This is a genomic window from Kiloniellales bacterium (assembly GCA_030064845.1).
In the GTDB taxonomy this organism is placed as follows: domain Bacteria; phylum Pseudomonadota; class Alphaproteobacteria; order Kiloniellales; family JAKSDN01; genus JASJEC01.
In genome coordinates, this window is the sequence record JASJEC010000023.1 from 40,549 (window position 1) to 67,222 (window position 26,674).

Consider the following 26,674-nt stretch of genomic DNA (forward strand, 5'->3'; position numbering starts at 1 on the left):
ATGACCACGACCGCCTACGAAATCGTCGACCATACCTACGACGTCGTCGTGATCGGCGCCGGCGGTGCCGGTTTGCGCGCGACCCTGGGCCTGGCCGAGGCCGGCCTGAAGACCGCCTGTATCAGCAAGGTCTTCCCGACCCGCAGCCATACCGTTGCGGCCCAGGGCGGCGTCTCGGCCGCGCTCGGCAACATGGGCGAGGACGACTGGCGCTGGCACATGTATGACACGGTCAAGGGCTCCGACTGGCTCGGCGACCAGGACGCCATCGAGTACATGACCCGCGAGGCGATCCCCGCGATCATCGAGCTCGAGCACTACGGCGTGCCCTTCAGCCGCACGCCCGAGGGCAAGATCTACCAGCGCCCCTTCGGCGGCATGACCACCCGCTTCGGCGAGGGCATCGCCCACCGCACCTGCGCCGCCGCCGACCGCACCGGCCACGCCATGCTGCACACGCTCTACCAGCAGAGCCTGAAGCACCGCGCCGAGTTCTTCATCGAGTACTTCGCCCTCGATCTCATGATGGAGGACGGCCAGTGCCGGGGCGTCGTCGCCTGGAACCTGGACGACGGAACGATCCACCGCTTCACGGCGCACAACACGATCCTGGCGACCGGCGGCTACGGCCGGGCCTACTTCTCCTGCACCGGCGCCCACACCCAGACCGGCGACGGCAACGCCATGGTGCTGCGCGCGGGCCTGCCGCTCCAGGACATGGAGTTCGTCCAGTTCCACCCGACCGGCATCTTCTCGGCCGGCTGCCTGATCACCGAGGGCGTGCGCGGCGAGGGCGGCTATCTGACCAACTCCGAGGGCGAGCGCTTCATGGAGCGCTACGCGCCCAGCGCCAAGGACCTGGCCAGTCGCGACGTGGTCAGCCGGGCCATGTCGCTGGAGATTCGCGAGGGCCGCGGCGTCGGCCCGGAGAAAGACCACATCCACCTGCATATCGAGCATCTCGATCCGGAGGTGATCGCCAAGCGCCTGCCCGGCATCTCCGAGACCGCGCGGATCTTCGCCGGGGTCGACGTCACCAAGGAGCCCATGCCGGTGCTGCCGACGGTGCACTACAACATGGGCGGCATCCCGGCGGTCTATACCGGCGAGGTGGTGACCAAGGCGAACGGCGCGAACGGATCCGGGGCCGAGACCCCGGTGCCGGGGCTGATGGCGATCGGCGAGGCGGCCTGCGTCTCGGTGCACGGCGCCAATCGCCTGGGGTCGAACTCGCTGCTGGACCTGGTCGTGTTCGGCCGGGGCGCGGCCAAGCGCTGCGCCGAGGTGATGAAGCCGGGCGAAAGCCACCGGCCCCTGCCGCTCGACGCCGACGAGCTGGCGCTGACCCGCCTCGACAAGGCGCGCCACGCCAAGGGCGAGGTTCGGACCGCCGCGCTGCGCCTCGAGATGCAGAAGATCATGCAGAACCACTGCGCCGTCTTCCGCACCGGCGATGTGCTGCAGGAAGGCGTCGACCTCATGGACCAGGCCTGGGCCAAGCGCCAGCAGATCGGCGTCGAGGACCGCTCGATGATCTGGAATTCGGACCTGGTCGAGACGCTGGAGTTCGACAACCTGATCTACCAGGCCGCGGTCACCATCCACGGCGCCAACAACCGCACCGAAAGCCGCGGCGGTCACGCCCGCGAGGACTACCCCGAGCGCGACGACGAGAACTGGATGAAGCACAGCCTTATGTGGTGCGGCGAGGACGGCAAGGTCTCGATCGACTACCGGGCCGTGCGCCTCCAGCCCATGACCAACGAAGTCCAGTCCTTCCCGCCCAAGGCGCGGGTCTACTGAGGGGCGGCGCATCAAAACGATGTTGGAACACGCCCTCCCATTGGTGTCATAGCAAGGTCCAGTCCGCGCATGACACGAGGTTGTTGGACGCACGTTAGACAGGAGCCATAGCTGGCCATGGTCGAATTCGCCCTCCCCGCTAACTCGAAGATCCGGCAAGGCGCGAGCCATCCGGCACCGAACGGCGCGACCCGGACCAGGACTTTCAAGGTCTATCGCTGGAACCCGGATTCCGGCGAGACGCCCTCGGTCGACAACTATGAGGTCGATCTCGACGACTGCGGCCCGATGGTCCTGGATGCGCTGATCAAGATCAAGAACGAGGTCGACTCGACGCTGACCTTCCGGCGCTCCTGCCGCGAAGGAGTCTGCGGCTCCTGCGCGATGAACATCGACGGCAGCAACACGCTGGCCTGTACCAAGTACATCAGCGAGGTGCAGGGCGACGTGAAGGTCTATCCCCTGCCGCACATGCCCGTGGTCAAGGACCTGGTGCCCGACTTCACCCAGGTCTACGCCCAGTACACCTCGATCGAGCCGTGGCTCAAGGCCGAGACCCCGGCGCCGGAGCGCGAGCGCCTGCAGTCGCCGGAAGAGCGCGAGAAGCTCGACGGCCTGTGGGAATGCATTCTCTGCTTCTCCTGCTCGACCTCCTGCCCGAGCTACTGGTGGAACGGCGACCGCTACCTGGGGCCGGCGATCCTGCTCCAGGCTTATCGCTGGATCGCCGACTCCCGGGACGAGGCAACCGGCGAGCGGCTCGACCAGCTGGAGGACCCCTTCCGGCTCTACCGCTGCCACACGATCATGAACTGCACGCGGACCTGTCCCAAGCATCTGAACCCGGCGAAAGCCATCGCCGACATCAAGCGACTCATGGTGGCCCGCCGGGGATAGAGTAGGCCCCTCACCGGCCCTCTCCCCGCTGTGGAGAGCGCGGAGCGGGGAGCGCTGGACCTCCGGTCCCGGCAAAGCCGCAGAGGGATAGAGACAGACAACGCGAGACGCGGGGGCGCTAGACCTTGCGCGCCGCCCTGACCTCTTTCGAGCGCAGGTACCTCTCGATGTCCTTGTAGCGCTCGCCCCGGTTGGAGAACTCGACGTAGTTGTCGGCCCGCTGCAGCCAGTCCAGGGTGCTGGGGCGCAGGTCGGAAAGCGCTTCCTCGAAGTGCGGCATGGCGAGGGAAACCTCGTCCTCCGCCTCCAGGGAGTCCTCGATTGCGCCGTCGATCGCCCGCTCGATCAGCGCGGCGAGGTCGGCGCCGCTGAACAAGGGCGTCCGGGCGACCAGGCCCGCGACGTCGATGTCCCGCTTCGGCCGCTCCTTCAGGGCCGTCTCCAGCAGGTCCCGGCGCGCCGCGGCGTCCGGCGGCGGCACGAAGATCCGCCGGCCCAGGCGCCCGGGGCGCTGCAGGGCGTCGTCGACGTCCCAGGGCGCGTTGGTCGCCCCCATCACCAGCAGGTTCTCGTTTTCCGAGCCGATCGAGTCCAGTTCCTGCAGCAGCTGATCGACCAGGGCGCGCCCGGCGCCGCCGTAGTGCTTCCGCCGGGCGAAGGCGAGCGCGTCGATCTCGTCGAGGAAGACCACGGCGGGCGCGTTGACCCGCGCCTCCTCGAAGGCCCCGTGCAGGTTTCTCTCGCTCTCGCCGATATAGGGGCTAAGGATCTCCTCGATCCGGATGTTGAAGAATGGCAGGTCGCATTCGCCGGCGGTCGCCCGCGCCAGCATGGTCTTGCCGCAGCCCGGCGGCCCGTAGAGCATGACGCCGCCGCCGCCGCTCCGGCCGAAGCGCTCGTAGAGCTCGGGCCGGCGGAACGGCAGGATGATCATGCGGTGGACCACCTTCTTGGTGTCCTTGAGGCCGGCGATATCGTCGAACAGGATGGCGGGTTCCGGGCTCGCGGCCTCCGGCTTCTCTTCGGTCGCCGCCGTGCGCACCCGGGTGAGTTGGACCACGCCATCCTTGGAGAGCAGCTGGGTCAGCGCGTCTTCCAGCGCGCTCAGTCCCTCGACCACGCCGCGTTGCCGGGCCTGATTCAAGCAGCGCATGGCCAATTCGCGCTGCCCTGCGTCCAGGGCCAGGGTGCCGACCTGGACCAGGGCCTGGTCGGGCAGGGCGCCGGCCTGCATGACCGTCTCGTACTCGGCGAGCGCCTCGGCCGTGTGGCCGCCGGCGGCGAGCTCCTCGGCGAGCAGGAGGCGCAGGCCGTGGTTGTCGGGCCCGAGCTCCAGCGCCTGGCGGAGCGAGTCGATTCGGTCTGCGGTCATGCGCGTCCTCGCTGCAGGATCTTCCGAACAACCCAGGGACCGATCCAGGAATAGGCGGCCAGCGAGAGATAGACGGCCAGCACGACGATTGCGGCCGTCTTCAGGCCCGCCAGGTTCAGGCCGATGAAGAGCACGATGAAGCCGAACCAGAAGGCGCCGGGCCCCAGCCGGTTGATCGGCGCCAGGATTGCCAGCGACCAGTGGGACCGGACCTTGATGTCGCGCAGTTCCTCCTGGTAGCCCTCGGCGGTCTCGGGGCTGAGGGCGACGGCGTTGCCGGTCTGCTTGCGCGCTTCCGACAGGTGGCCGAGCTCGGCCAGGGTCAGGCCGCTGGCCAGCAGGGCGTTGGGGTTGTCCGGATCCTGACCGACCAGCTCCCGGGCGATCTTGGCGGCTTCCCGGTTCCGCCCCTGGAAGACCGCCAGGGTGTAGCGGCTCGGCAGGATCGCGGGCGACTCCGGGTCGATCTCTGCCGCGCGCTCGATCAGCTTTCCGGCCTTGTCGAACTGCAGCGCCTGGCCGACCAGCCGGGCGTACTGGCAGAGCAGGAAGGGCTCCTCGGGATCGACTTCGAGGGCACGGAGGATCATGCGCTCGGCGCCCGAGAGGTCGTTCCTGTCCTGGCAGGATTCCGAGGCCAGCGCGAGCAGGGCGGTGTCCTCCGGGTCGATCTCGAGGCCGGCCACGATGGCCCGGTCCGCCTCGTCGGGCCGCTCCAGCCGGCGCAGGCTTCGGGCGCGCAGAAGATGGAAGTCGCTGAGCTGCGCGGCCTCGCCTTCAGCGGACGCGAGCGCCGCCAGCGCCTTGTCCGGCGACTCGATGGCCAGATAGTGCTCCGCCAGGGCCAGGCGTTCTCGTGTTTCCTGCACTAGAGAAGCCCTTCCCGCTGCGCCCCGATGAAAAAGGCGATGATCGCCACCTGAAGGGCGGCGAAGCCTACGATCGCCAGCAGGCCGGGGACCCAGAGCGAGGCATAGGGCTCCTCCGCCCTGGCATAGCGGTAGCCATAGGCCCGGTCGGGTTTCTGCTGGAGCAGGTAGAACAGGCCGAAGAGCAGTAGCGCGAAGGCCTTGCCGACGATGCGGAGCAGCGTTTCCGGCGCGACGCCGCTGCCGACCAGCTCACCGCTGGCCTCGAGGTTCATGAAGCCGTGAATCACGACGGCGAGGCCAATGAGGCCCCAGACCAGGCCGACCCCGAGCATCGACCAGCGCCGCCCGGCGGGGAGCCCCAGGCGCCCGGCGTTCAGGAAAGCGATCAAGGTGATGGCCAGGCTGCCGCCGAAGAAGGCGACGAAGAACTGCGGGCCGAGGCGCCAGGGCCGCTTGGCCGGCGGCTCGACCGTGTAGACCCGGCCCTGCAGGGAGGGGGCCAACAGATCGTCGCTAAAGCCTTCGGCCACTTTCGCCTCGCTCTGCCGCGCTTTCTCCGTCGCGGCCTTCTTTTGCATTCGGCTCCATAAGAAAGCAGGCGCGGTTAATTTCCTGTTTACCCGGGTTGGACCGGAATTTTCCCCGCCCGCGGGCCTTGCGGCGCTGGCCCGGCGCTCGGGCTTCGCAGTAGACTCGCGCCATGTCCGCCGATTCGCGCGAGATCCTGCAGAACGTCTTCGGCTTCGAGGCCTTTCGCGGTCAGCAGGCCGAGATCATCGACCACGTCATGGCGGGCGGCGACGCCCTGGTCCTCATGCCGACCGGCGGCGGCAAGTCGCTCTGCTACCAGATCCCGGCGCTGGCCCTGCCGGGCACGGCCGTGGTGGTCTCGCCCCTGATCGCCCTAATGCGCGACCAGGTCGAAGCGCTGCGCCAGGCCGGGGTCAGGGCGGCGGCGCTCAATTCCACCCTTCCCTACGGCGAGGCGATTCATATCGAGCGGTCGCTCGAAGCCGGCGAGCTCGACTTGGTCTACGTCGCCCCCGAGCGGCTCAACACGGAGAGCTTCCTCGCCCTGCTCGGCCGCTGCCGCCTCGCGCTCATCGCGATCGACGAGGCCCACTGCGTCTCCCAGTGGGGCCACGACTTCCGGCCCGAGTACCGCAGGCTGAGCGCCCTCAAGGAGCGCTTTCCCGGCGTGCCGCGCCTGGCGCTGACGGCGACCGCGGACGGTCCGACCCGGCGCGACATCCTGGCCCAGCTCGACCTGCCGGACGGCCGCGTCTTCGTCGCCGGCTTCGACCGGCCGAACATCCGCTACCGCGTCCAGGCCAAGACGCGGCCGCGCCAACAGCTTCTCGCCTTTCTCGAGCAGGAGCACCGCGGCGACGCCGGCATCGTTTACTGCCAGACCCGCGACCGGGTCGAGACGACGGCCGAGTGGCTCAGCCAGCGCGGCTTCACGGCCCTGCCCTATCACGGCGGTCTCGAGGCAGGGACGCGGAACGCCCACCAGGAACGATTCCTGAAGGAGGACGCCGTGGTTATCGTCGCGACCATCGCCTTCGGCATGGGGATCGACAAGCCCGACGTCCGCTTCGTCGCCCACCTCGACCTGCCGAAATCGGTCGAGGCCTACTACCAGGAGACCGGCCGGGCCGGGCGCGACGGCCTGCTCTCGGACGCCTGGATGGTCTACGGCCTGGAGGATCTCTTCACCCACAGCCGCTTCATCGAGGGCTCGGCCGCGCCGGACGGCCAGAAGCGAATCGAGCGCCAGAAGCTCGACGCCCTGCTCGGCTACTGCGAGTCGACCCGCTGCCGGCGTCAGGTGCTGCTCGACTACTTCGGCGAGACCCTGGAGGAGCCCTGCGGCAACTGCGACGTCTGCCTCGATCCCCTGCCCGTGTTCGACGGCACGGTCGCAGCCCAGAAGGCGCTGTCCTGCGTCTACCGGACCGGCCAGATCTTCGGCGCGGGGCACCTGATCGACGTGCTGCTGGGCGGCCAGACCGAACGCGTCGCACGCTTCGGCCACGACAAGCTCAGCACCTACGGCATCGGCAAGGAGCACGGGCGCGACGAATGGCGCTCGATCTTCCGCCAGCTGGTCGCCCACGGCCTCCTGACGGTCGACATCGAGGGCCACGGCGGCCTGCGCCTCGGGCCCGGCGCGCGCCCGGTGCTGCGGGGCGAGCGGAGCATCGAGCTGCGCCGCGACCTCGCCCGGGCGCTCAAGGAGAAGGGGGCCAAGGACAAGCCCAAGCGGCGGATCTTCGACCAGCCGCTCGACGAGAGCCTGTTTTCGGCGCTGCGCGCCAAGCGCCTGGATCTCGCCAAGGCCCAGGGCGTGCCGCCCTACGTCATCTTCCACGACACCACCCTGGCCGAGCTGGCCCGGCTCAAGCCGGACCGGCTGGAACAGCTGACCGGCATCACCGGGATCGGCGAGAGCAAGCTGGCCCGCTACGGCGAGACCTTCCTCGGCGTGATCGCCGAGCACGCCCAGGGCTGAGGCCCTCTCTCCGTTGTCATGCCCGTGCTCGACACGGGCATCCAGGGATGCCGGTCGCCATTGTGCGGTGGCTCTGGATGGCCGGATCAAGTCCGGCCATGACAAGGGTGATTATGCCGTAACTGTGGTCCCACAATCGGGCGGGAGAGTGGCCCTTTCGTCGTTCCGCCAATTTCCATAGGGTGCGCCTCCCGCCAAGAGGAGCGCGCGCCATGTATGTTCCACAGGTCTTTGCCCTGGACGACAAAGCCGAGATCGACCGGATAATCCGGCAGTTCTCCTTCGGCCTTCTCGTGACCGCGCCCGGCGGCGCGCCCCAGGCGACGCACCTGCCGTTCCTCTGGGACGCCGCCGCGGGGCCGAAGGGGACCCTGCTCGGCCACATGGCGCGGGCCAACGCCCACTGGCGGGACTTCGCGCGTTTGGCGGCGGCAGAGCAGGAGGCCTTGGTGGTGTTCCAGGGGGAGCACGGCTATGTCTCGCCCAACTGGTACCAGCCGGGCCCGGCGGTGCCGACCTGGAACTACCTCGCGGTCCACCTCTACGGCCGGCCGCGGCTGGTCGAGGCCCCGGCGGAGATGCGCGCGATGATGGTGCGCCTGGCCGACGGCTACGAGCAGGGCTTCGAAACACCCTGGACTTTGGACAGCCAACCGGCGGACTACGAAGCCAGGATGATGCGCGGCATCGTCGCCTTCGAGATCCCCGTCACGCGAGTCGAGGCCAAGGCCAAGCTCAGCCAGAACCGCCCGGCGGAGGACCGGACCGCCGTCATCGCGGCGCTGGAAGCCAGCGGCCGGGCCGGCGACCGGGAACTGGGCGGCGTCATGCGCAAGATCCTCGCGTGACGCGGCGGACACCAGGGAGCTTATCTTGCGGGTGACGAGATCCGCGAAGCTGCTCTTGGCGAGCCTTTTCGCTCTTGGGCTTGTCGGCGCCCATTCCGCACGGGCCGAGACGCCGGTCTCGATCGAGCTGGTCCTGGCGGTCGATACCTCGCAGAGCGTCGACGGCTTCGAGTTCGCGCTGGTCATGGAAGGGATCGCCGGGGCGCTGCGGGATCCCGAGGTGGTCGACCGCATCGGCCAGCTCGACGGCGTCGCCGTCGCGCTGTTCCAGTGGAACTCCGAGATCGACGAAGGCTACATGATCCCCTGGCACCTGATGAAGGACCCGGGCAGCGTCGAGGCCTTCGCGGCGAAGGTGGCGCAGGCGGAACGCGACCCGCTGCGCGGCTTCACGGCGATCGGCCGGGCGGTCGAGTTCGGCCTGCGGCAGATCGCGGGCAACGCTTTCGAGGGCCGCCAGAAGAAGATCGACGTCTCGGGCGACGGCCGCAACAACAGGGGGCGCTCGCCGCTGGTCTTCCGCGCGCAGGCGAAGCACCAGGGCGTCGTCATCAACGGTCTGCCGATCATGACCCAGAGCAGCGCCAAGTCGGCCGAGCTGGACCGCTACTACCGCGAGGAAGTGATCTCCGGCCCGGGGGCCTTCGCCGAGGTCGCCGACGGCTACGAGGACTTCGCCCGCGCCTTCCGGCGCAAGCTGCTGCGCGAGATCACCCCGGTGATCAGCGAAGGGGAAAACGACGGCCGCGAGGCGCTCGCCTATTCCTCGCCGCGCGGGTCCTCCGCGTCGGAATGAAAGGTCGGCTGCGGCGTCATGGTCATGACGGTCACGCCGCCCGGCGCCTCGAAGCGGTGCCAGCAGTTGCGCGGCACGACGGTCAGCATCCCGGCCCGCATGTCGAGCACCTGGGGCCCCTCGTCGGTCAGCACCGTTACCCGCGCGGCGCCGCCCAGGATCTGGACCAGCTCGTCGCCGTTCGGATGGCGCTCCCAGGGACTGCTGCCGTCGAAGCTGCCGGCGAAGACGCCGCCGGCCTCGTACTCGGCCAGCGTCGCGAAGGCGGCGCCGGCCTCGGCCTCGCTCGTCTCGGGGCCGCGTCCGCGCAAGACCGGCAGCGGCGCGATCGTGGCTTTGATGTCGACGGCCTTGACCACCGCGTCCTCCCTCTGATCTGAGAACCCACGGGTATCAGACCGCCCGAACGGCGACAAGCCGCGCCAGCCGCCCAGCTGGCTTAGGCGCCCTCGGCCTCGAGGTCGGCGATCAGGCGCTCGAGCACGGTCGGTTCGACGCTGAAGGCGCCCTGATAGGGGTCGCTCAGGGCCAGGACGAGATAGAGAACGAAGCCGATGAAGGCGGTGTAGAGCGAAACCAGGACGACGAGCGGGCCCTGCGGCCGGTAGGCCCCGAAGCAGGCCATCGTCACGAGAAATCCGAACATGACCACGTAGACGAAGATCGGCGGTTCGGCCAAGGCGTTGTCCAAGCGGTTCAGGCGGTGGTCGGACATCGCGTCCACGTCGGCGACGATCAGCGACCACAGCTTCTCCTGCTCAGGGGTCGCCGGGTTCATCCTCATGACCCGGTTCACGAGATCTCTTTTCAAGGCCCTGGTTCGGTCGCTGAGGCGGTCATCCGCCAGGGCCGGCCAGTCGTCTTCGACCACCGACTCCGCATAGCGGATCAGAAGGACCCGCAGCTCCCGGGTGCTTTCCGCGTCATAGGACTGCAGGTCGTAGAAGGTGTCCGAGATCGCCACTGCCTCACGCCCCAGGGCATTCTGGATTGCCCTGAACTGGATGATCACGTCCGCGAACGCCAGAGAGAGCATGAGGCTGACCAGCACGCCGACCAAGCGGAACAGGCTGCTGGTCGGGTCCTTCAGGTCTTCGCGTTGGTGTTTCGAGATCAGCTTGTGCGCGGCGAAATAGACCACAAGGCCGACAAACGTCGTGATTGCCATCGCGACGGCGGCGCCGATCACATCAGGCAGCGAAAGCAGGTACTCGGTCATCGGGCCCCGGTTGCGCGTCCATGCCTCGCGGATTGCACGCCGTCCAGCGGGTCTCGACAATGATTCAGGTCAACGGGTTGCCGCCGAGCCGTCCACCCCATAAGAACGGCAACCAGCGCTCGGGCGCTCGGCCCAGCATGATCCGGGAGGTTGTTTCGTCTTGGCACGGCGTCTGTCCACCGCCTCGATCGCCTCGCTCGTCGTCTTTCTCCTGCTCCTGGGCGCGGCGGTGCTGTCCTCTCTCCGCTACGAAGGCCCTCCCGTTACGGCGGTGTCGGCCTGGCCCGCCTTCGACCTGCAGGGCCATCGTGGCGCGCGCGGCCTCATGCCGGAGAACAGCCTGCCCGGCTTCGAGGCCGCGCTGGCGCTCGGCGTCACCACGCTGGAGATGGACGTCGGCGTGAGCCGCGACGGCGTGCTGGTGGTCCATCACGACCGCCGGATCGACCCGGTTCGCACGCGCAATCCCGACGGAAGCTGGTTCGAGGGCGCGCCGCCGGCGCTGACCGATCTGACATTGGCCGAGCTGCAGGCCTTCGATCTCGGCCGGGTCGACCCGGAGAGCGAGGCGGCCGGCCGCTTTGCCGAGCAGCGGGGCCTCGACGGCGTCGCCATGCCCACGCTGGAGGCCGTGCTGCGGCGCGCCGAGGCGCTCTCGGGCGGCGCGGTCCGCTACAACATCGAGACCAAGATCTCGCCCCTGGCGCCGGAGGAGTCGCCCGACCCCGAGACTATGGCCGAGATCATGGTCGCGCTGCTTCGGGAGACCGGCACGGCGGAGCGCGCCACGATCCAGTCCTTCGACTGGCGCAGCCTGCAGGCGGTGCAGGCGCTCGACCCGGACATCGTCACCGTCTACCTCACGGCGGAGCGGGACTGGCTCGACAACCTCGGGCGCGGTCGGGACGGCGTCTCGCCCTGGACCGCCGGCTTCGACATCGACGCCTTCGAAGGCTCGATCGCGGAGATGATCAAGGCGGCGGGCGGCGCGGTCTGGTCGCCCTACTACCGCGATCTCCGAGCGCCCGACCTGCGCGAGGCCAGGAACCTCGGCCTCCGGGTCGTCCCCTGGACGGTCAACCGCCCGGCCGACATGGCATCGCTGATCGATCTCGGCGTCGACGGCATCATCACCGACTATCCCGACCGACTGCGCGCGGTCATGGCCGGCAAGGGCTTGGCGTTGCCGCCGGCCTATGCCGCGGCGTCTGCCCCGGACTAGAGACCAATCAACTCAGCGCGATCTCGCCCTCGATGTCTTGGCCCAGGTCGAGCCCCTCGACGGTCAGCCGGACCTTGGCCTTGAGGGTCTCCGTGCCGCTCAGCTTGCCCGAGTCGAGCGCGGCGCGGACCGCGCCCTCGATCTCCCGCTGCGAGGTCACCCCGACCTTTTTCAGGAACTTGCGCAGCTCCATGTTGAACACGTCCTCGTTCATGTCCCGCCCCTTCCGTTTTGTTTCACAGGCTTGCGCCAGTGATAGAAGAAGCGCGGGCGCGGCGCTAGGGCGGCGTGTCCCGGCCCTTCCCCGAAGGGATGGCGGGGACTAGAATGCGCAGCCAACCGGGAGGCCGCCGCCATGCGCCTGAGCGACGCCGAGATCGCGCGCTTCGAAGCCGAGGGCTATCTCTTCTTCCCCGCGCTGCTCTCGGGCGCGGAGATATCGCCCTTGCTGGGCGACCTGCCGGGCCTGCTGGCGCGGACGGGCCCCGAGGTGGTGCGCGAGGCAGACGGGGACGAGGCGGTGCGGGTGATGTACGGCAGCCACGCGTTCTCCGAGGCCTATCGGCGCCTGAGCCGCCACCCCAAGCTGGTCGGCCCGGCCGAACAGCTCCTCCGGGACGGGATCTACATCCACCAGATGCGGCTCAACCCCAAGCTGGATTTCGCCGGCGAGACCTGGAGCTGGCACCAGGACTTCGCCAGCTGGCACCACTCCGACGCCATGCCCGAGCCCCGCGCCCTGGTCACCGCGGTCTTCCTCGACGAGGCGAGCGCCGCCAACGCCCCGCTGCTTGTGGTGCCCGGCTCACAGAGCCACGGCCTGGTCGACGAGGTGACGCTCGACCGCGCCGACGAGGGCTATACCCTGCTGGAGATCGATCCGCCGACGCTCAAGGCCATGGTCGAGGCGCGGGGGCTGAAGGCCCTAACCGGCCCGCCCGGCTCGGTCGCCTTCCTCCACTGCAACATCGTGCACGGCTCGGCCAACAACATCACGCCGCTGCGCCGGGCGGTGATCTACGCTATCTACAACGCGGTCTCCAACGCCTGCGTCGGCGGCGGTCGCGCCTGGCACCACGCGGGACGGGACTTCACGCCGATCGAGGCGCTGGCCGAGGACTGCCTGCTGGCTCTGGCGGCGGAACGGGATGGCGACGCCATCGGGAGAGAAAGCGCATGAAACTGACCGAAGAGCAGATCGCCCGCTTCGAGGAGGAGGGGTATCTCTTCCTGCCGGACGTCTTCGACGCCGAGGAGGTCGCCGTGCTCAACCGCGAGGTGCCGCGCATCTTCGCCGACGAGCGCGAGGAGGTCTGGCGCGAGAAGGACGGCAAGGCCGTGCGCACCGCCTTCGCCGCCCACCACTACAACGAGGCCTTCGGCCGCCTGGGCGGCCATCCGCGGCTGATCGAGCCGGTCCAGCAGCTCTTGGGCGGGCCGGTCTACATCCACCAGTTCAAGATCAACGGCAAGGCGGCCTTCGACGGCGACGTCTGGCAATGGCATCAGGACTACGGCACCTGGGCGCGCGACGATCTCATGCCCGAGCCCAGGGCCATGAACATCGCGCTCTTCCTCGACGAGGTGACCGAGTTCAACGGCCCGCTGATGTTCATCCCCAAGAGCCACCGCGAAGGCGTCTACGAGGCGGGGCACGACCTGGCGACAACCTCCTACCCGCTCTGGACCCTGGACAAGGCGAAGATCACGGAGTTAGCCGAGCGCGGCGGCATGGTCGCGCCCAAGGGGCCGGCGGGCTCGGTGCTGCTGTTCCACTGCAACCTGGTGCACGCCTCGCCGCCCAACATCAGCCCCTGGAGCCGCACCATCGTCTATCTGAGCCTCTGCCACGTCGAGAACCACATCCGCCGGTTCAAGCGCGCCGAGTGGATCGCCCACCGCGACTTCACGCCGATCGAGCCGCTCTCCGACGACTGCCTCGCGGCCCTCGCCCGCGCCGGCCAGGCGGCGGAGTAGCCGGCTGAAATGGTGGCTAGCCGGGACCGTCACCCTTCGACAGGCTCAGGGTGAGGGGTGATTGTTGCCGGCGTGGTGAAACAAGTATTGGTGCGTGCAGTTGTCGCCCAATCTATCCTCCCTCATCCTGAGCCTGTCGAAGGGTGAGGGTCGCATCGCTCTTCGGGGCGGGCGCCGAAGCATTATCGTTTGAGCGAGCGCAGGCATGAGGAGGCACCGACCATGAACCTCTACGCCCTCCTGCAAGAGCGGGCGGCCGCCGGCAAGCCGGTGACGGCGGGCCTGATCGGGGCCGGCAAGTTCGGCTCCATGTTCCTGGCCCAGGCACGGGCGACGCCAGGGCTTCAGGTGACCTGGATCGCCGATCTCAGCGTCGAGCGGTCGCGGGCCGCGCTGGTGGCGACCGGCTGGTCCTCGGACGAGGCTGCCGAGGTCACGCTGAGCGAGGATTCCGACGCGCTGATCGCCGCGCCCGAAGTCGAGGTGGTGATCGAGGCGACAGGCAATCCCGCCGCCGGGATCGCCCACGCCCGCGCCGCCTGCCGCGAGGGCAAGCACATCGTGATGGTCAACGTCGAGGCCGATGTCCTGGCCGGGCCGCTGCTGGCCCGCGAGGCGCGCCGGGCCGGCCTTGTCTACTCGCTCGCCTACGGAGACCAGCCGGCGATGATCTGCGAGCTGGTCGACTGGGCCCGGGCCGCCGGCTTGCCCGTGGTCGCGGCCGGCAAGGGCACCAAGTACCTGCCGGCCTTCCACGCCTCGACGCCGGACACGGTCTGGACCCACTTCGGCATCACGCCGGAGGCCGCGGCGGCCGGCGGCATGAACCCGCAGATGTTCAACTCCTTCGTGGATGGCACCAAGTCGGGAATCGAGATGGCGGCCGTCGCCAACGCCACCGGCCTCACCCCAGCGCCCGGCGGCCTGGTCTTCCCACCCTGTGGCACCGAGGAGCTGGCGACCGTCCTTAGGCCCGCAAGCGAGGGCGGCACGCTGGTCCACAAGGGCCAGGTCGAGGTGATCTCCTCGGTGCAGCGCGACGGCTCCCCGGTCGAGCGCGACCTGCGCTGGGGCGTCTACGTCGTCTTCGAAGCACCGTCGGACTACACCGCCCGCTGCTTCGGCGAGTACGGCCTGGCGGTCGACCCGAGCGGCCGCACCGCCGCCATGTACAAGCCCTATCACCTGATCGGCCTCGAGCTCGGGATCTCGGTGCTTTCCGCCGCCCTGCGCGGCGAGTCGACCGGCGCGGCCACGGGATTCCGCGGCGACGTGGCGGCGGTCGCCAAGCGCGCGCTCAAGGCCGGCGAGGTCCTGGACGGGGAGGGCGGCTACACGGTCTGGGGCCGTCTCATGCCGGCGGCCGACAGCCTGGCCAAGGGCGCCCTGCCGATCGGTCTCGCACACGGGGTCGAGCTGGTCCGCGACGTGGCCGAGGGCGAAGCGGTTACCTGGGCCGACGTGGCGCTCGACGAGTCTGACCAGACCCTGCGGGTCCGCCGCGAGATGGAGGCGGCATTCACCGGCGACATGGCCAGCGCCGCCGAGTAGCGCCGGACGGGACTTAGTCGCAGCGCGCGTGCTCGCCCAACCGGATGTCGGGCCCGGTGATCCTCTTGCCGGCGCGCGCGGCCGCCCAGGCGAGCGCGTGGTAGTCGCAGGCCGGCAGTGAGTCGCGCAGGCCCTCCGTGCTGCGCCACAGGGTGGCGTCGCGGAACAGGATCTCGTAGTGGCCGGGCCGCCGTTCGCTCGGCTTCCGATGACTCTGGTCTCCGGCGGGAACGCTGCGGATCGTGACGATCTCTCCGTAGCCGTAGCTGCGCGGTTCCGCCAGGACCGGCTTGATCACGATGCGGTCGTCGAGGAAGGCGGTGAAGGTGGAGCTGAACAGCAGTGCGCCGCAGAGGGCGGCGACGGCGATCAGCGCGGTCAAAGCCTTGACCACGAGGACCACGTCGAAGCCCGCCAGTTTCCTGGCGTAGAAGATGTACTCCGCGTAGCGCTCGGCCAGGAGCGGCTTCATCAGGAGGTGCATCAGCGGCGCCAGGCACGCAAGACCGGCGAACAGCGCCGGCAGCGCCCAGGCCCAGACCCCCGGCCGGAGCAGGCGCTCGCTCGCGCCGGGATCGGGCGTGAACCAGAGCCCCATCGCCTGGAACAGGCCCAGCCAGAGTAAGACCAGAGGCGGCGCCAGCAGAAAGCAAAGGAAGCCGGCGATCAGGTCGTAGAAGAAGTAGTCACGGGCAAGCGCCTGAAGGCTGCGTTCGCCGGCCAGCGGATCGGGCCGCTCCCAGCGCAGATTCTCACGGGCCAGCCGGCGCCGCCTGAAGCGACGCATGATGCCGTAGAAGGCGTGGAACGCGAGATCGACGAAGTGGTGGGCAGAGCTCATAAGGCGCCTCCGGGCCCGCGGCCCAAGCTAGGCTCGCCGACTTAAGCAATGCATAAGGGCGGCGCAGGGCAGGGATGCAGAGGTCGCGCTTGCTGCACCGGCCGTCCCGCGCGTAGCGTGGATGAGATCCTTTTCGTCAGGCGGGCCTCCCCGTGTTCGATGTTCTGCTCTATCTCGTCGTCGTGCTCGCCTGGGGCACGACCTGGCTCGCGATCAAGTTCCAGCTCGGCGTGGTGGCGCCCGAGGCCTCGCTGGTCTACCGCTTCGCCCTGGCGGCGCTGCTGGTCTTCCTCTGGGCGGCCTGGCGCCGCGAGCGCCTGGGCTTCGCGCGGCGCGACCATCTCGCCTTCGCGGCGATGGGCGTCTGCATGTTCTCGACCAACTTCTACGCCTACTACCTGGCGGCAGAGCACGTCACGACCGGCCTGCTCGCGGTGCTCTTCTCGACGGTCTCGATCCTCAACATCTTCAACGGCCGGATCTTCCTGGGGCGCGGCCTGAACCCGCGGGTCTTGCTCGGCGCGCTCTGCGGCTTCGCCGGCATCACGACGGTCTTCTGGCCCGAGGTCGCCGCCTTCGGGTTGTCCGACGGCAAGACGCTCGGGCTTCTGCTCGGGCTGGGCGGCGCCCTCTGCTTCTCGCTCGGCAACATGGTCTCGGCGCGGGTCCAGGCCCGCGGCCTGCCGATCGTCGCCGGCACCGCCTGGAGCATGCTCTACGGCACGGCCTGGCTTCTGGTTCTCGCGCTCGCCGCCGGCAGCGTCTTCACCTTCGACCCGCGCCTGCCCTACACGGCCTCGCTGCTCTACCTGGTCGGGGTCGGCTCGCTGATCGCCTTCGGCGCCTATCTCACCCTGCTCGGGCGGATCGGCGCCGAGCGCGCGGCCTACGCCACGGTGCTCTTCCCGATCATCGCGCTCGGCCTCTCGACTCTCTTCGAGGGCTACGTCTGGACCCCGGGCGCGGCCGCCGGCGTCGCCCTGGTGCTGTTCGGCAACTTCCTCGTGCTGGCGCCGGCCAAGCGAAAGATCGCACCTGTAGCGGAGCCAGCGGAATGAGCAGGGTCCTGATCGTCACCGGCGGCGGGCGCGGGATCGGCGCGGCTGCCGCGCGCTTGGGCGCTGCCCAGGGCTACGCCGTCTGCGTCAACTACCGTGCGGATGGAGAGGCGGCGCAAGCCGTCGTGCAGTCCATCACCGGGAACGGCGGCCGCGCGATTCCGGTCCAGGCCGACGTTTCCCGCGAGGACGAGGTGGCGCGCCTCTTCGAGACCGCCGGCCGGGAGCTCGGGCCGGTGACCGCCCTGGTCAACAATGCGGGCGTCGCCGGGCAGGTCGACCGCCTGGCCGACGTGCCGGCGGAGCGTGTCCGGCACATCGTCGACACCAACGTCTACGGCGTCATCTGGCCCTGCCGCGAGGCGGTGCGGCGCATGTCGACCCGGCTCGGCGGAATGGGCGGGGCGATCGTCAACCTGTCTTCGGGCGCGGCGACGATCGGCAGCCCGGGCCAGTACGTCTGGTACGCGGCGGCCAAGGGCGCGGTCGACAGCTTCACCCTGGGTCTCGCCAAGGAGGTGGCCGGCGAGGGCATCCGGGTCAACGCCGTCGCGCCCGGTTTCGTCAAGACCCGGATCCACGCCGACTCGGGCCTGCCCAAGCGGATCGAGGAGGAGGCGCCCAAGGTGCCGATCGGCCGCGCCGCCGAGCCCGAGGAGATCGCCGAGCCGATCCTCTGGCTGCTGTCGGACGCGGCCTCCTACACCACCGGCGCGATCCTGCGTGTCGCCGGAGGGCGCTAAGGCCTTCTGGCCGCCCCGCAGGCCTCGCAGAGGAGATCCCGCTCGCCGAACGACGGGCAGGGCTCGTGGCATTCGCGGCAGGGCACGAGGAACTTGCCGGGGGCATCCTCGGGCCGGAGATAGGCGATCTCCGGTCCGGGGCCGCGGGTATCCGGCTCTATCTTGCGCAGCAGCCGTCCCTGCGGCCAGAGTTCGTGGAGGACCGTCTTCGCGCGCTTTCTCGCCAGCCGTCTCCGATCGCTGCGTGCACTCCGCTGACGTGCGATCCCCATACGGTCGATCAGGGTCGTCGGCGTCCAGATTTTCCGCGTCTCGTTGTGCTTGTCGAAGATGCAGGCAAGCACCGCTTCCTGTGTCACTTCGAGCATGGCTTCGTCATCCCATTGAGACTGCAAGCTTCGCACGGGATCGCTTGACCGTCTCCTAACCGGCTGGGCCGAGCCCTTCAGCGTTCCTTGATCCTTGCCTGAGATCATCGCCAGCCGTTGACAGGCCGGCGCGGGCCGCGAGAGAAGTCTCCGTTTCCGCTCGGCGACCACGCAGCCATGACCGAATCCGCGACCCCAGGCCCCTTGCCCGTCTACCGCGCCCGCCGGCGTGCCGGCGAGCTCAAGGCCGACCCGGCCCAGGAGCTGGCGGTCGAGAAGCTGCAGAGCCTGGCCCATGCGCTCAACGGCTACGATCCGGCCACCGGCCGAGGCGGCTGGAAGGCACGGTTCGGCCTCGCCCGGCGCAAGGCCGAGGCGCCCCAGGGCCTCTACATCTTCGGCGGCGTCGGCACCGGCAAGTCCATGCTGATGGACATCTTCTTCGAAACCACGCCGGTCGAGCGCAAGCGGCGGGTCCACTTCCACGCCTTCATGCAAGAGGTGCACGACCGCCTTCACGCGTGGCGGGCCAAGAGCAAGGGATCGAAGGCCGATCCCCTGCCGGAGCTGGCGGAGGAACTGGCAGCAGAGGCCTGGCTGCTCTGCTTCGACGAGTTCCACGTGGTCAACATCGCCGACGCCATGATTCTCGGCCGGCTGTTCGAGACCCTGTTCGAGCTGGGGGTGGTCATGGTCTCGACCTCGAACTGGCCGCCCGACGACCTCTATACCGGCGGCCTGCAGCGCGAGCGATTCCTGCCCTTCATCGCGCTCTTGAAGCGGCGCCTCGACGTCCTCCACCTCGACAACGGGCGCGACTACCGCCAGGCGCGAATGCTCGATATCACGACCTACTACGCGCCGTTGGGCCCGCGCGCCGATTCCGGGCTCGACGAGGCGTTCCGGCGCCTCACCGAGGGCGCCGCAGCCGCGCCGGACGAGATCGCCTTCAAGGGCCGCTCGATCCCGGTCGCCACGGCGGCGCGCGGCGTGGCGCGCTTTACTTTCGCCGAGCTCTGCGAGAACCCGCTCGGTGCCGGCGACTACCTGGCGATCGCCGAGCGCTACCACACCCTGGTGCTTTCCGGCGTGCCCACCTTGAACGAGGCGCGGCGCAACGAGGCGCGGCGCTTCATGACCCTGATCGACGCGCTCTACGAGAAGCGGGTGAAGCTGATCATTTCGGCCGAGGCGCCGCCGGAGAAGCTCTACCCGAGCGGCGACGGCGCCTTCGAGTTCGAGCGCACGGTGAGCCGCCTGATGGAGATGCGCTCCAAGGACTACATCGAGGCGCAGCACCGCGCGGCCTAGAGCCAATCCGGGTCGCATCGAATTGCGCGGGCGATCCATCGCCCGGTGACGCGCCTGCCATGCCGCGTGTCTTGCCCAGCGGGAGATTACGCGTTACCACAACCTGGTATTCGGGGCCGTCTCCCCGCTCGTCACACTCGCTCCGGAGAAACTACGCTATGGCACGCAACAAGATCGCGCTGATCGGCGCTGGGCAGATCGGCGGCACGCTCGCGCTGCTGTCCGGCCTCAAGGAACTGGGCGACATCGCGCTGTTCGACATCGCCGAGGGCATTCCCGACGGCAAGGCGCTGGACATCGCCCAGAGCGCGCCGGTGGAGGGCTTCGACGCCAAGATGGCCGGCGGCAGCGATTACAGCGTGATCGCGGGCGCCGACGTCGTCATCGTCACCGCCGGCGTGCCGCGCAAGCCGGGCATGAGCCGCGACGACCTGCTCGACATCAACGCCAAGGTGATGGGCGCGGTCGGCGAGGGCATCAAGAAGAACTGCCCCGACGCCTTCGTGATCTGCATCACCAACCCGCTCGACGCCATGGTCTGGGTGCTGCAGCGCGCCTCGGGCGTGCCAGCCCACAAGATCGTCGGCATGGCCGGCGTGCTCGACTCCGCGCGCTTCCGCCACTTCCTCGCGGAGGAGATGAACGTCTCGGTCGAGGACGTGACGGCCTTCGTGCTTGGCGGCCACGGCGACACCATGGTGCCGGTGACCCGCTACTCGACGGTCGCCGGCATCCCGCTGCCCGACCTTGTTGAGATGGGCTGGATGAGCCAGGACCGGCTCGACGCCATCGTCGACCGGACCCGTAACGGCGGCGCCGAGATCGTCGGGCTCTTGAAGACCGGCTCGGCCTTCTACGCCCCGGCCGCCTCGGCGATCGCCATGGCCGAGTCCTACCTCAAGGACAAGAAGCGGGTGCTGCCCTGCGCCGCGCACCTCGACGGCCAGTATGGCGTGAAGGGAATGTTCATCGGCGTGCCGGCGGTGATCGGCGCCGGCGGCATCGAGCGGGTGGTGGAACTCAAGCTGAGCGGCGACGAGCAAGGCATGCTCGACAAGTCGGTCGCCGCGGTGGAAGACCTCGTCGAGGCCTGCAAGAAGCTGGGTGCCTAGGGGGTTCGGCTTTACCCGACCTTTATCAAGTTTGGGCTACCACCCCTATAATCGTCTGCAACTTGATGACGTCGGGAGTGGTATGGCCCAACAGGCTTTGCCGGAGGTCGTCACCTTTCGTGCTGATCCCGGAAAGACCACCGGGTGGCGATTTTGTTTCCTCTATTGCGCGGTCGCATGCTCCCTTATCTGGTTGGGACAAGTCGCGGTTCGTCATTTCTACCATGGCGTGCCGTGGTCCTCGCTCTGGGCCTCCGACGGCAACTATCTCCTTTGGAGCGGCGCCGGATATGTGCTCTTCACCCTGTTGTTCACGGCGGTGGCTGCGATAACCGACCAGCGCTTGCTCCAACGGGTCTATCTCAGGCTCGACCGGGAAGGCCTGACCGATTCGAGGATGTTCAAGACGCGCCGGTGGCTCTGGCGCGATCTCCCGGAGTTTGATCTCGAGGCGAAGCAGTTCCCGCCGAACATTGCTTTCCATTGGCCGGGACAGAAGCCGGACAGTCCGCGAAAGGGCATGATCACCGACGGCTACGACGCGCCCCTACCGGAGATCGTCGCCATGCTGAATGCCTTTCGCGAACGCGCTCTCCCCGTTAACACCGATTCGGCCTAGGCGCTTCATTTGATCCTAACGATTCTGGGGTCGGATGCCTTTTCCTCTTCGCCAAGCCGCTGCCGCGCCCATGATGCCGCCGGAAGGCCTCTTACGGACTATTTCCCGACCGGCGGTTGAACCCTCCCCGGGGGGTGTTAGAGTGCGCGCGGGGGGAGCCATATTCCCGCGCGGCCGCCGTCGTCCGGAACCAGGGAACGCTTCGGCCAACTTTCGTCCATTGCTGTTGGAACGACTTCGATGAACATTCACGAGTATCAGGCGAAGAGCCTGCTCCAGAAATTCGGCGTCGCGACGCCGCGCGGCATTCCCGCGTTCACGCCCGAGGAGGCGGAGAACGCGGCGCGCGAGCTGGGCACGGCGGTCTGCGTGGTCAAGTCGCAGATCCATGCCGGCGGGCGGGGCGCGGGCCGCTTCAAGGACGATCCCGACGGCAAGGGCGGCGTGCGCATCTGCAAGTCGCTCGACGAGGTCAAGGAAGAGTCGCGCAAGATGCTGGGTCACGTCCTGGTGACCAAGCAGACCGGCGCCGCCGGCAAGGAGGTCAAGCGGCTCTACATCGAGGAAGGCTGCGACATCGCCCGCGAGCTCTATCTCAGCCTGCTGATCGACCGGGCGACCAGCCGGATCACGATCATGGCCTCGACCGAGGGCGGCATGGACATCGAGGAGGTGGCGGCCAAGACGCCGGAGAAGATCATCAAGGTGGCGATCGACCCGGCCCAGGGCATGATGCCCTACCACGCGCGCCAGATCGCGTTCGGCCTCGGTCTCGAGGGCGGCCAGATCAAGTCGGCGGTCAAGTTCCTGCTCGCCATGTACCGGGCCTTCAACCAGCTCGACGCCTCGCTGGTCGAGGTCAACCCTCTGGTCGTGACCGGCGCCGGCGAGGTGATCGCGCTCGACGCCAAGATGAACTTCGACGACAACGCGCTGTTCCGCCACAAGGACGTGGCCGGCATGCGCGACGAGGACGAGGAAGACCCGATGGAGCTCGAGGCGGCGCGCCACGAGCTCAACTACATCAAGCTCGACGGCAACATCGGCTGCATGGTCAACGGCGCCGGCCTGGCCATGGCGACCATGGACATCATCAAGCTCTACGGCGGCGAGCCGGCCAACTTCCTCGACGTCGGCGGCGGCGCGACCAAGGAGCGGGTGACCGCAGCGTTCAAGATCATCCTCTCGGACGAGAACGTCGAGGGCATCCTGGTCAACATCTTCGGCGGCATCATGCGCTGCGACGTGATCGCCGAGGGCGTGGTTGCGGCGGCCAAGGAGGTCTCGCTCCACGTGCCCCTCGTGGTTCGCCTGGAAGGAACCAACGTTGATCTCGGCAAGAAGATCCTGGCCGAGTCGGGGCTTCCGATCACCTCCGCTGACGATCTGGCCGACGCGGCGGAGAAGGTGGTCCAAGCGGTGAAGGAGGCGGCGTGATGGCGGTCCTGGTCGACAAGAACACCAAGGTCATCTGCCAGGGCTTCACCGGGTCCCAGGGCACCTTCCACTCGGAACAGGCGATCGCCTACGGCACCAACATGGTCGGCGGCGTGACGCCGGGCAAGGGCGGCACCAGCCACCTCGACCTGCCGGTCTTCGATACCGTCGCCGAGGCGGTGGAAGCGACTGGCGCCGACGCCTCGGTGATCTACGTCCCGCCGCCCTTTGCGGCCGACGCCATCCTGGAGGCGATCGACGCGGAGGTCGCCCTGGCGGTCTGCATTACCGAGGGCATTCCGGTGCTCGACATGGTCAAGGTCAAGCGCTCGCTGGAGGGCTCCAAGACCCGCCTGGTCGGGCCGAACTGCCCCGGCGTGATCACGCCCGAAGAATGCAAGATCGGCATCATGCCGGGCCACATCCACGCCCGGGGCAAGATCGGCGTGGTGTCGCGCTCGGGCACGCTGACTTACGAGGCGGTCGCCCAGACCACGGCGGCCGGCCTCGGCCAGACCGGCTGCATCGGCATCGGCGGCGACCCGGTCAACGGCACCAACTTCATCGACTGCCTCGAGCTGTTCCTCGCGGACGAGGAGACCGAGGGCATCATCATGATCGGCGAGATTGGCGGCAGCGCCGAGGAAGAGGCGGCCGAGTTCTACCGGCGGTCCAAGTCCAAGAAGCCCCTGGTCGGCTTCATCGCCGGCCGCACCGCCCCGCCGGGCCGCCGCATGGGCCACGCCGGCGCGATCATCTCGGGCGGCAAGGGCGGCGCCGAGGACAAGATCGAGGCCATGAAGGGCGCTGGGATCGCGGTTGCGGACTCGCCCGCGGCGCTCGGCAGCACTATGTTGAAGGCCATGGGCGCGTGAGCCCGAAGCAGAACGGAACACTGTAAGGAGGCGGCTGGGCCGCCGCGGCTCGGCCGAGTGAGCCAATGTCGAATCCCACTGCGCAGGAAGTCGGGGAACTCTATCGGGAGTTCCTGACAGCGCCCGATTCCGTCGCCGAGCCGTGGCGCCGTCTTTTCGGCGATCTCGACGAGGAGGCGAAGGCCCTTCTCGGCGCCATGAACGGGGCCGGGGCCACGGCGGTCGCCGCCGCGCTGCCCGTGGGCGACGGGACCACCGCCGAGCAGATCCGTACCGCCACGCTGGATTCGATCCGCGCGCTGATGCTGATCCGCGCCTACCGGGTGCGCGGCCACCTCGAGGCCGACCTGGATCCCCTCGGGCTGAAGCCCCACGAGCCCCACCCCGAGCTCGATCCCAAGACCTACGGCTTCACCGAGGCCGACATGGACCGGCCGATCTTCATCAACAACGTGCTCGGCCTGGAGACCGCGAACCTGCACGAGATCATGAAGGCGGTGCGCGAGACCTACTGCGGCAAGATCGGCGTCGAGTACATGCACATCCAGGACCCGGCGCAGAAGGCCTGGATTCAGGAGCGCATCGAATCGATCCACAACCGGACGGATTTCACCGAGACAGGCAAGCGGGCGATCCTGGAGCGCCTCACCGCCGCCGAGATCTTCGAGCAGTTCCTCAACAAGAAGTACACCGGCACCAAGCGCTTCGGGCTGGACGGCGGCGAGGCCATGATCCCCGCGCTGGAGCAGATCCTCAAGCGCGGCGGTCAGCTCGGCCTGAAGGAGGTCGTGCTGGGCATGCCCCACCGGGGCCGGCTGAACGTGCTCGCCAACTTCATGGGCAAGCCCTTCACGGCGATCTTCTCGGAGTTCCAGGGCGGCGCCGCGCACCCCGAGGACATCGGCGGCTCGGGCGACGTCAAGTACCACCTGGGCACCTCGACCGACCGCGAGTTCGACGGCAACGTGGTGCACCTCTCGCTGACCGCCAATCCCTCGCACCTGGAGGCGGTCAATCCCGTGGTGGTCGGCAAGGTCCGCGCCAAGCAGGCCCAGCTCAAGGACACCGACCGGACCCAGGTCATGGCGCTCCTGATGCACGGCGACGCCGCCTTCTCGGGCCAGGGCCTGGTGCCCGAGACGCTCGACCTCTCCGAGCTCAAGGGCTACGCGATCGGCGGGACGATCCACTTCATCGTCAACAACCAGATCGGCTTCACCACCAACCCGGTGAACTCCCGCTCCGGGCCCTATTGCTCGGATACCGCCAAGATCATCCAGGCGCCAATTTTCCACGTCAACGGCGACGACCCGGAATCCGTGGTCCACGTCGCGCGGATCGCGACCGAGTTCCGCCAGACCTTCCGCAAGGACGTCGTGATCGACATGTTCTGCTACCGGCGCTTCGGTCATAACGAGGGCGACGAGCCGGCTTTCACCCAGCCGCTGATGTACAAGGCGATTGCCAAGCACCCGACCGCGCGCAAGATCTACGCCGACCGCCTGATCAGCCAGGGTTCGGTGGCGGCGGACGAAGCGACGCAGCTGACCGGCCAGATGGAGGCGAGGCTCGAAGAGGACTTCGAGGCGGCGCGGGCCTACAAGCCGAACAAGGCCGACTGGCTGGAAGGCGTCTGGTCCGGTCTCGACCGGACGCGGGACTTCGGCGCGCGCCGGGGCGAGACCGCCCTGCCGCTGGAGACCCTGCGCGAGGTCGGCCAGGCGCTGGTCCGCGTGCCCATGGGCTTCAACGCCAACCGCAAGATCCTGCGCCAGCTCGAGGCCAAGCGGAAGATGATCGAGACCGGCGAGGGCATCGACTGGGCGACCGCCGAGGCGCTGGCCTTCGGCAGCCTCTTGGTCGAGGGCCATCCGGTGCGCCTGTCTGGGCAGGACTGCAATCGCGGCACCTTCTCCCAGCGCCACGCCTGCCTGGTCGATCAGGAGACCGAAGACCGCCACGTCATGCTGAACCACATCAGCGAGGACCAGGCGAAGATCGAGGTGATCGACTCGCCGCTCAGCGAGCTGGCCGTGCTCGGCTTCGAATACGGCTACTCCCTGGCCGAGCCGCGCGCCCTGGTGCTCTGGGAGGCGCAGTTCGGCGACTTCTCGAACGGCGCCCAGATCATCATCGACCAGTTCATCTCGAGCGGCGAATCCAAGTGGCTGCGCATGTCGGGGCTTACCATGCTGCTGCCCCACGGCTACGAGGGCCAGGGGCCGGAGCACTCCTCGGCCCGCCTCGAGCGCTTTCTCCAGCTCTGCGCCGAGGACAACCTTCAGGTGGTCAACTGCTCGACCCCGGCCAACTACTTCCACGTCCTGCGGCGGCAGCTGCACCGCGAGTTCCGCAAGCCGCTCGTCATCATGACGCCCAAGTCCCTGCTGCGACACAAGCGCTGCGTCTCCTCCATGGAGCTCTTCGGCCCGGGCAGCACCTTCCACCGGGTGCTGCACTGCGACCAGCTGCCGTCCGATCCGAAGGACGCCAAGCAGGTCGTGCTCTGCACCGGCAAGGTCTACTACGACCTCCTGGAGGAGCGCGAGAAGCGCGGCATCGCCGACATTCACTTCCTGCGCCTGGAACAGCTCTATCCCTTCCCGGCCGACGCCCTGGTGTCCGAGCTGGCGCAGTACAAGCACTGCGACCTGGTCTGGTGCCAGGAGGAGCCGCGCAACATGGGCGCCTGGGCCTTCGCCAACTCCTTCATCGAGGAGGTCGCCGAGGAGGCCGGCTGCAAGAACCCGCGGCCGCGTTACGCCGGGCGGCCCTCGGCAGCCTCGCCGGCGACCGGCTCCAACCGAAAGCACCAGATCGAGCAGGCCGCCCTGATCGAGGACGCGCTGACCCTGGGCAAGAAGGCGGTCAAGCGGATCGCGGCCCGCAAGGCGGCCCACGCGGCCCGGAAGAACGGCGCCGAGGGCGGGCCGGCGCAGGCGCCGGCGAAGTCGGGCAGCAAGCCCGCGTCCAGGGCCGGCGCGAAGTAGCGCGGCGAGCCCACCGAGAGCTGAAAGACGGAGCGAGACGAGAGCAGCATGGCAACGGATATCGTGGTCCCCACGCTGGGTGAGTCGGTCAGCGAGGCGACGGTCGCTCAGTGGCTCAAGAAGGTCGGTGACGCGGTGTCGCTCGACGAGCCCCTGGTCGAGCTCGAGACCGACAAGGTGACGCTCGAGGTCAACGCCACCGCGGCGGGCGTGCTGGCCGAGGTCGCGGCCGATACCGGGGCCAACGT

The 26,674-nt window shown here is 68.5% G+C and carries 26 protein-coding genes; 18 read left to right on the forward strand and 8 right to left on the reverse strand.

The annotated features are described in order from the left end of the window. Window positions 1-1,803, forward strand: a complete 1,803-nt coding sequence (gene sdhA / locus QNJ67_10750) for a succinate dehydrogenase flavoprotein subunit (GenBank protein MDJ0609444.1) — start codon at window positions 1-3, stop codon at window positions 1,801-1,803. Between the two features lie 117 nt (window positions 1,804-1,920). Further along, window positions 1,921-2,700 carry a succinate dehydrogenase iron-sulfur subunit gene (locus tag QNJ67_10755; protein MDJ0609445.1) on the forward strand — a complete coding sequence of 260 codons (780 nt, stop codon included), beginning with the start codon at window positions 1,921-1,923 and terminating at the stop codon, window positions 2,698-2,700. Window positions 2,701-2,818: 118 nt separating this feature from the next. On the opposite strand, the gene QNJ67_10760 is transcribed toward QNJ67_10755, so the two are convergent. From QNJ67_10760 to QNJ67_10770, 3 genes are read right to left on the reverse strand one after another with little or no spacing between them, the layout of a single operon-like run. Beyond that, entirely contained in the window at window positions 2,819-4,072 is a 1,254-nt protein-coding gene (locus tag QNJ67_10760; GenBank protein ID MDJ0609446.1) for an ATP-binding protein, read from the reverse strand. Next, window positions 4,069-4,941: a tetratricopeptide repeat protein gene (locus QNJ67_10765; protein ID MDJ0609447.1), complete on the reverse strand. Its 873-nt coding sequence runs from the start codon at window positions 4,939-4,941 to the stop codon at window positions 4,069-4,071. The genes QNJ67_10760 and QNJ67_10765 overlap by 4 nt, the downstream gene beginning before the upstream one ends. Beyond that, complete coding sequence (locus QNJ67_10770) at window positions 4,941-5,522, reverse strand: hypothetical protein (protein ID MDJ0609448.1); 582 nt, start codon at window positions 5,520-5,522, stop codon at window positions 4,941-4,943. Before QNJ67_10770 ends, QNJ67_10765 begins: the two co-directional genes overlap by 1 nt. Before the next feature lie 122 nt (window positions 5,523-5,644). Between QNJ67_10770 and recQ the strand changes: the two genes are divergently transcribed. The 3 genes from recQ to QNJ67_10785 all read left to right on the forward strand — a co-directional run bounded on the left by recQ (window position 5,645) and on the right by QNJ67_10785 (window position 9,103). Then, window positions 5,645-7,459: a DNA helicase RecQ gene (recQ, locus tag QNJ67_10775; GenBank protein MDJ0609449.1), complete on the forward strand. Its 1,815-nt coding sequence runs from the start codon at window positions 5,645-5,647 to the stop codon at window positions 7,457-7,459. Between the two features lie 212 nt (window positions 7,460-7,671). Then, the gene (locus tag QNJ67_10780) at window positions 7,672-8,307 is read left to right on the forward strand and encodes an FMN-binding negative transcriptional regulator (protein ID MDJ0609450.1); all 636 of its coding nucleotides are present in this window, start codon (window positions 7,672-7,674) and stop codon (window positions 8,305-8,307) included. Between the two features lie 31 nt (window positions 8,308-8,338). Further along, window positions 8,339-9,103 carry a DUF1194 domain-containing protein gene (locus tag QNJ67_10785; GenBank protein ID MDJ0609451.1) on the forward strand — a complete coding sequence of 255 codons (765 nt, stop codon included), beginning with the start codon at window positions 8,339-8,341 and terminating at the stop codon, window positions 9,101-9,103. Here the strand turns inward: QNJ67_10785 and QNJ67_10790 are convergent. Together QNJ67_10790 and QNJ67_10795 are read right to left on the reverse strand one after the other, a co-directional pair. Next, window positions 9,067-9,462 carry a cupin domain-containing protein gene (locus tag QNJ67_10790; GenBank protein MDJ0609452.1) on the reverse strand — a complete coding sequence of 132 codons (396 nt, stop codon included), beginning with the start codon at window positions 9,460-9,462 and terminating at the stop codon, window positions 9,067-9,069. The two genes, QNJ67_10785 and QNJ67_10790, sit on opposite strands and share 37 nt — an antisense overlap. Before the next feature lie 80 nt (window positions 9,463-9,542). Further along, complete coding sequence (locus QNJ67_10795; GenBank protein MDJ0609453.1) at window positions 9,543-10,322, reverse strand: DUF4239 domain-containing protein; 780 nt, start codon at window positions 10,320-10,322, stop codon at window positions 9,543-9,545. 160 nt (window positions 10,323-10,482) lie between these two features. Here QNJ67_10795 and QNJ67_10800 point away from each other — a divergent pair, with 160 nt between their 5' ends. After that, on the forward strand, window positions 10,483-11,544 hold the full coding sequence (locus tag QNJ67_10800) for a glycerophosphodiester phosphodiesterase (GenBank protein MDJ0609454.1): 1,062 nt from the start codon (window positions 10,483-10,485) through the stop codon (window positions 11,542-11,544). Window positions 11,545-11,551: 7 nt separating this feature from the next. On the opposite strand, the gene QNJ67_10805 is transcribed toward QNJ67_10800, so the two are convergent. Then, window positions 11,552-11,758, reverse strand: a complete 207-nt coding sequence (locus tag QNJ67_10805; GenBank protein MDJ0609455.1) for a DUF6494 family protein — start codon at window positions 11,756-11,758, stop codon at window positions 11,552-11,554. A gap of 141 nt (window positions 11,759-11,899) precedes the next feature. On the opposite strand from QNJ67_10805, the gene QNJ67_10810 reads away from it, so the two are divergent. The 3 genes from QNJ67_10810 (at window position 11,900) to QNJ67_10820 (ending at window position 15,072) form a co-directional block, all read left to right on the forward strand. After that, a complete protein-coding gene (locus QNJ67_10810; protein ID MDJ0609456.1) occupies window positions 11,900-12,724 on the forward strand; it encodes a phytanoyl-CoA dioxygenase family protein in 825 nt (274 codons plus the stop codon). Then, entirely contained in the window at window positions 12,721-13,521 is an 801-nt protein-coding gene (locus QNJ67_10815; protein ID MDJ0609457.1) for a phytanoyl-CoA dioxygenase family protein, read from the forward strand. Before QNJ67_10810 ends, QNJ67_10815 begins: the two co-directional genes overlap by 4 nt. A gap of 222 nt (window positions 13,522-13,743) precedes the next feature. Beyond that, the gene (locus tag QNJ67_10820; protein ID MDJ0609458.1) at window positions 13,744-15,072 is read left to right on the forward strand and encodes a Gfo/Idh/MocA family oxidoreductase; all 1,329 of its coding nucleotides are present in this window, start codon (window positions 13,744-13,746) and stop codon (window positions 15,070-15,072) included. Between the two features lie 13 nt (window positions 15,073-15,085). On the opposite strand, the gene QNJ67_10825 is transcribed toward QNJ67_10820, so the two are convergent. After that, window positions 15,086-15,913: a hypothetical protein gene (locus QNJ67_10825; protein MDJ0609459.1), complete on the reverse strand. Its 828-nt coding sequence runs from the start codon at window positions 15,911-15,913 to the stop codon at window positions 15,086-15,088. A 152-nt stretch (window positions 15,914-16,065) separates the two neighbouring features. Between QNJ67_10825 and QNJ67_10830 the strand changes: the two genes are divergently transcribed. Together QNJ67_10830 and QNJ67_10835 are read left to right on the forward strand one after the other, a co-directional pair. Then, a complete protein-coding gene (locus QNJ67_10830) occupies window positions 16,066-16,971 on the forward strand; it encodes a DMT family transporter (protein MDJ0609460.1) in 906 nt (301 codons plus the stop codon). Continuing rightward, entirely contained in the window at window positions 16,968-17,714 is a 747-nt protein-coding gene (locus tag QNJ67_10835; GenBank protein ID MDJ0609461.1) for an SDR family oxidoreductase, read from the forward strand. The genes QNJ67_10830 and QNJ67_10835 overlap by 4 nt, the downstream gene beginning before the upstream one ends. On the opposite strand, the gene QNJ67_10840 is transcribed toward QNJ67_10835, so the two are convergent. Next, window positions 17,711-18,082 carry a hypothetical protein gene (locus QNJ67_10840; protein ID MDJ0609462.1) on the reverse strand — a complete coding sequence of 124 codons (372 nt, stop codon included), beginning with the start codon at window positions 18,080-18,082 and terminating at the stop codon, window positions 17,711-17,713. The two genes, QNJ67_10835 and QNJ67_10840, sit on opposite strands and share 4 nt — an antisense overlap. A 177-nt stretch (window positions 18,083-18,259) precedes the next feature. Between QNJ67_10840 and zapE the strand changes: the two genes are divergently transcribed. From zapE to QNJ67_10875, 7 genes are all read left to right on the forward strand, one after another. Continuing rightward, window positions 18,260-19,393 carry a cell division protein ZapE gene (gene zapE, locus QNJ67_10845; GenBank protein MDJ0609463.1) on the forward strand — a complete coding sequence of 378 codons (1,134 nt, stop codon included), beginning with the start codon at window positions 18,260-18,262 and terminating at the stop codon, window positions 19,391-19,393. 158 nt (window positions 19,394-19,551) lie between these two features. After that, complete coding sequence (mdh, locus tag QNJ67_10850; protein MDJ0609464.1) at window positions 19,552-20,505, forward strand: malate dehydrogenase; 954 nt, start codon at window positions 19,552-19,554, stop codon at window positions 20,503-20,505. An 82-nt stretch (window positions 20,506-20,587) separates the two neighbouring features. Continuing rightward, complete coding sequence (locus QNJ67_10855; GenBank protein MDJ0609465.1) at window positions 20,588-21,124, forward strand: hypothetical protein; 537 nt, start codon at window positions 20,588-20,590, stop codon at window positions 21,122-21,124. A 240-nt stretch (window positions 21,125-21,364) separates the two neighbouring features. After that, on the forward strand, window positions 21,365-22,561 hold the full coding sequence (sucC, locus tag QNJ67_10860; GenBank protein ID MDJ0609466.1) for an ADP-forming succinate--CoA ligase subunit beta: 1,197 nt from the start codon (window positions 21,365-21,367) through the stop codon (window positions 22,559-22,561). Next, the gene (gene sucD, locus QNJ67_10865; protein ID MDJ0609467.1) at window positions 22,561-23,436 is read left to right on the forward strand and encodes a succinate--CoA ligase subunit alpha; all 876 of its coding nucleotides are present in this window, start codon (window positions 22,561-22,563) and stop codon (window positions 23,434-23,436) included. The genes sucC and sucD overlap by 1 nt, the downstream gene beginning before the upstream one ends. Before the next feature lie 65 nt (window positions 23,437-23,501). Beyond that, complete coding sequence (locus QNJ67_10870) at window positions 23,502-26,426, forward strand: 2-oxoglutarate dehydrogenase E1 component (GenBank protein MDJ0609468.1); 2,925 nt, start codon at window positions 23,502-23,504, stop codon at window positions 26,424-26,426. A 48-nt stretch (window positions 26,427-26,474) separates the two neighbouring features. After that, window positions 26,475-26,674: dihydrolipoamide succinyltransferase (locus QNJ67_10875; protein ID MDJ0609469.1), on the forward strand; the 200-nt coding region annotated here is incomplete at its 3' end.